The following is a 4138-nucleotide window of genomic DNA, read 5'->3' as shown; positions in this document are numbered from 1 at the left end:
AATTTGTTGTACGCGGTAGGGTAGAGGCTAGAGGGTAAAAGGGTTAAATATAGCCACCCATCCACTCCTACTCCATGTCTTTAAACAAATTGGCTGCGATTAGAGCTAAGGCACCCAAACCTGCTGCGGTGCTCCATTTAGCGGCTGGGTGGGTATCGAACCAATCTAAGAAACTGGGGATAATCTTGTCGGAGAAATCACCAGTCACGGTATCGTAACCTTCGATCGGCTCGAACAGATTATTGGGGTCGTCGGTGGCTTTAATCGTATCGGTACGCTGTCCGGGAATCGCGATCGCGCCTACCACTGTATCGACTAAATCTGGTGCGAACTTTTGCAATAAATCGACCGCCCGTCCGACGTCGCCGACAATCATGTCGCGAGTAGGATGTTCGGCAGCATGTAAAATCGCTTCAGCAACCAGACTGGGCTGATAGTAAGGTGGCACGCCAGTTGGTTTGACTCCCAGTTTCGTCCGCGCCTTGTTATAAAACGGAGTGTTGATTACCGAGGGCATCACGTTGGTAATGCTGATGGGCACACCTTCGTGTCTGAGTTCTGCCCGCAGCCCATCGAGAAAGCCTTCTAGACCGTGTTTGGAGGCAGAATACGAAGTTTGCAGCGGCATCGATCGACGTGCTTCTACCGAGGATACAGCCACGAATGCGCCCCTTCCCGTGCGCCTGAGCAAGGGTAGTGCTGCCTTGGCTGCATGGACTGGCCCCATCAGATTGACATCAATAACGCGTTTGAATTCTTCAAGAGTGACTTGCTCGAATGGCGAAATCACCGCAGTTGCAGCCGCATGTACCCAGGTATCCAACCGTCCGAAGCGATCGACAGTTGCATCCGCAATCTTTTGGACTTGGGCATAGTCAGCTACATCAGCAGGAACGGCGATCGCCTCTGCTCCAAATTGCTCGATTTCTTTGACTAATGAGGCCAATCCTGATTCACTGCGAGCCGAAACCACTAGTTTGGCTCCACGTTTGGCAAGTTGAAGAGCGGTTTCGCGACCGATGCCACTCGAAGCCCCAACCACAGCAACAACTTGTTGTTCGATCGGTTTTAGTTTCATTGCAGGTGAGTTTATTGAGACTTCAGTATGCTAACAATGCCCATCCTCAGTTTCTTCTCTCTCATGAGGGAGATCGCTCGTATCTCTTTAGAGAGATTGAAATAATAAGCGTATTTGTTATTACTAAGGTTACGCGTCAAAATGGTCGCCGAATCATTTTGCAAACCAAATGGAGATAGTAAATATGGGAGCGAATAGCCCCGATTTGGGTAACCAGGCATTAAGTAAAGTTGTAGAAATCGGCATTGCCAGTCAACTAGATGTCGTCGAAGAAATCGATGTAGATCTGCGTACCAATCCTGGCAATCTTATCCAAGGAAAAGTAGATTCGATCGAGATTTCTGGCAAGGGTTTAGTTGTCAAACAAGACCTGCGGATGGACAGCATCCAAATTAATACCGATCGCGTCTCGATCGATCCGATCGGTGCCCTGCTTGGCAATATCGAACTCACCCAACCCACCGATGCCGAAGCCCGCATCGTTTTGACTGAGGCCGATATCAATCGAGCTTTTGCTTCTAACTACATGCAAGGCAAGTTACGTGGTTTAAAAATGGATGTAGATGGGCAACCAGTGACGATCGATATTCAAGAAGCTAACTTAGATCTGCCTGGTCAAAATAAATTTATCATCGCAGCAACTTTTTTGATGAGAGAGTCCAATGAAATCAAAAAAATGTCGGCCACCGCTATTCCCCAAATTCATGATGATGGCGAGCGGATTTCGTTAGAAATTCTGGCTGCTGAAGGTCAAGGTTTGACTCTCAAACTAGTAATGGTAATTTTAGAGCAACTTGCAGCTTTACTAGATTTACGCAACTTTAACATTCCAGGTATATCACTCAAATTGCGTCAATTAGAAGCTCAAGCAGGCAAATTGGTAATTCATGCCAACAGTCAAATCGAAAAAGTGCCCTCGATGTAAAGGTTGAAATTTAAATACGCGATCGAATTAATTAACCACGATCGACAAACACTAACGATTCACTATCCACTATCCACTATCCACTCAAAATGACTCAAACTCCTACTCCTAGCGTTCCTCCATTTATCGAAAGTGACGAACGCGAATTTCTCGATAGCGGTATCCCCAGCACCGTAGCGGTTGCCAAACATCCCCTCCACCCATTAATTGTGACATTCCCGATCGCCTTCCTCACAGCAGCAGCCGGAGCCGATGTCGGCTATTGGCTTACTGGCGACAACTTCTGGGCGCGGGCGGCAATCTGGCTCATCGGCGCGGGCTTTATCTCCGGATTGGTAGCAGCCCTAACTGGAATGCTCGACTTCTTACGGATCGATCGCGTCAAAAAGCACAGCGCAGGCTGGATTCACATGGTTGGTAATGTCACCGCGCTGGCATTGACATTAGTCAACTGGTACATCCGCTGGGATAACGTCGAAGGTGCCATCTTACCCGTAGGCATCATTATTTCGATCGTCGTTGCCTCTTTATTGGGCATCACTGGCTGGTTTGGAGCCGAACTAATCTATCGGCACAAAATTTCGGTGATTGGTGCTAGCCCTCGCCAAGAAGCATAATCGAAAACATGTTTGAGATCGAAACCTAACTTCTTAGACTCGACTTTAGCCATTAGAGGAGAAATGCTCGGAAAATGGAGTAGAATCTACCGTAATTGGTAGACTCTACTCCATTGCGAGCTTAAATTTGCAGAGGCGAAGTCAAGCGTCTTGGCTTTCACTCCCAACGCTGGCGATCGAACTTAGTTCGATTTGGCCGATCTTAAACCTGAAGGGGTAGGTACTTCACAGATCGCCTTTAACAATTGCCGCAGCGAGATCGCGAAACTTATGTGGATCTCCTTCGGGGCGTGGTTGTTCTCGCCGCTTGCGCGCATAGAGTTTTTCTAATGTCTGCTGCCAATCGATCTCAAGCTGAGGTTCTAGTTCGGGTTGTTGGCTTAAGATTTCTGTGATGTAGTCTTGAATCTCTTTTTGAGCTAGCCAGATCCGCGCAATTACAGCTATGTTGTCGTCACTTTCGACCAATCGATCGAAATGAACCAAGATTTGACGGGTGAGATCGGGATTGGAGATAATACTGGCGATCGCTAATTCTTGCAGTCCGGTAATTGCAGCATATCGTACTACCCACTCATGGTCTTGAGATACTTGTAATAATACTTCGATAACTTTGCTCTGCGCGGGGGCGATTTCTTCGGGAGCTAACTCTTCCCAATGAATGGTGCCCAATCCTCTCGCAGCGGCGCGTCTGACGCTCAAGGCGAAGTCATTTGCTGCTGCATCTAATAATAAATCGATAGCCTTGGGATCGCCGATTCCCGCTAGTGCTCTGAGTCCCCAGGCTCTAGCTCCATAATTATATCCATCCAACAACTCTAATAAAGGCATTACCGCAGGTTTGCCGAGCGAGATCAGCCCTTCTACCGCCGCCACGGCGGCACCAGGGTTGTTATAACCTAAAATAGCAATCAAGTTGGGTATCGCCGCTTCTAGCCGTGCCTGTGACAATTTTTCGACAGCCTCTACCATTCGAGGCGATGAATCAGCCTCGGAGATTGCCAGCAGCAGGGGTTGGAGTAAGTCAGGCTCGGTCATAATTGTGAAGTGGTTTGGTGATTAGTTATTTCCCGTACCTACTGACAGTGAGGAAAAAAGAAGTTCGAGAATTGATAATCGATCGTTACCTATTGCCGAACGAGAAGGCTTTACACCTATTTTTCTCGATCGTTTTGCTAACCAGTTGAAGATCTTTAGGGTATATTCTCATTTTACCAACGATCGCCAGTCTAATTTCTGGTAATCGAAACTTGTCTGGACAAAAAAATTCCCGAAGCCATTTCCCCTCACCAACGCAATTGCTGATGGACGGAGATGACTTCGGGTTGGCTTCAGACTAGCTCACAGCAAATGAGACTAGCTCAAGGCATTAATTGCATAGTCAATGTAAGAATTAGCTTCTACAGCAGCATCGCCAGACAAACCGTGGTTGGACTTGACGTACTTGAGAGCTTCGATGTACCAGCTTGGGGATAAGTCGAAAGTTTTGTTGATTTCAGCCAAACCACCGAGGAGGTA

Annotated in this window: 4 protein-coding genes and 1 pseudogene; 2 read left to right on the top strand and 3 right to left on the bottom strand. The window is 47.5% G+C overall.

Translation table 11 applies throughout. The features are described 5' to 3' along the window. Positions 1-67 precede the first annotated feature (67 nt). Entirely contained in the window at positions 68-1078 is a 1011-nt protein-coding gene (locus C7B77_RS25210; RefSeq protein WP_106311421.1) for an SDR family oxidoreductase, read from the bottom strand. Positions 1079-1262: 184 nt separating this feature from the next. On the opposite strand from C7B77_RS25210, the gene C7B77_RS25200 reads away from it, so the two are divergent. Further along, the gene (locus tag C7B77_RS25200) at positions 1263-2003 is read left to right on the top strand and encodes an LmeA family phospholipid-binding protein (RefSeq protein ID WP_181244027.1); all 741 of its coding nucleotides are present in this window, start codon (positions 1263-1265) and stop codon (positions 2001-2003) included. An 89-nt stretch (positions 2004-2092) separates the two neighbouring features. Beyond that, positions 2093-2620 carry a DUF2231 domain-containing protein gene (locus C7B77_RS25195; protein ID WP_106311412.1) on the top strand — a complete coding sequence of 176 codons (528 nt, stop codon included), beginning with the start codon at positions 2093-2095 and terminating at the stop codon, positions 2618-2620. Between the two features lie 225 nt (positions 2621-2845). Here C7B77_RS25195 and C7B77_RS25190 read toward each other — a convergent pair whose 3' ends face one another. Both C7B77_RS25190 and C7B77_RS25185 read right to left on the bottom strand, forming a co-directional pair. Beyond that, positions 2846-3658 (bottom strand): C-phycocyanin alpha-cysteine-84 phycocyanobilin lyase subunit CpcF, encoded by an 813-nt coding sequence (locus C7B77_RS25190; RefSeq protein ID WP_106311409.1) that lies wholly within the window; start codon positions 3656-3658, stop codon positions 2846-2848. A gap of 318 nt (positions 3659-3976) precedes the next feature. Further along, a pseudogene (locus C7B77_RS25185) lies at positions 3977-4138 on the bottom strand (phycocyanin subunit alpha); the annotation flags it as partial.

The sequence above is a fragment of the Chamaesiphon polymorphus CCALA 037 genome (assembly GCF_003003845.1).
Taxonomy (GTDB): domain Bacteria; phylum Cyanobacteriota; class Cyanobacteriia; order Cyanobacteriales; family Chamaesiphonaceae; genus Chamaesiphon; species Chamaesiphon polymorphus.
Note: the sequence above shows the minus strand (reverse complement) of the source record. Positions and strands in the feature narration are given on the sequence as shown.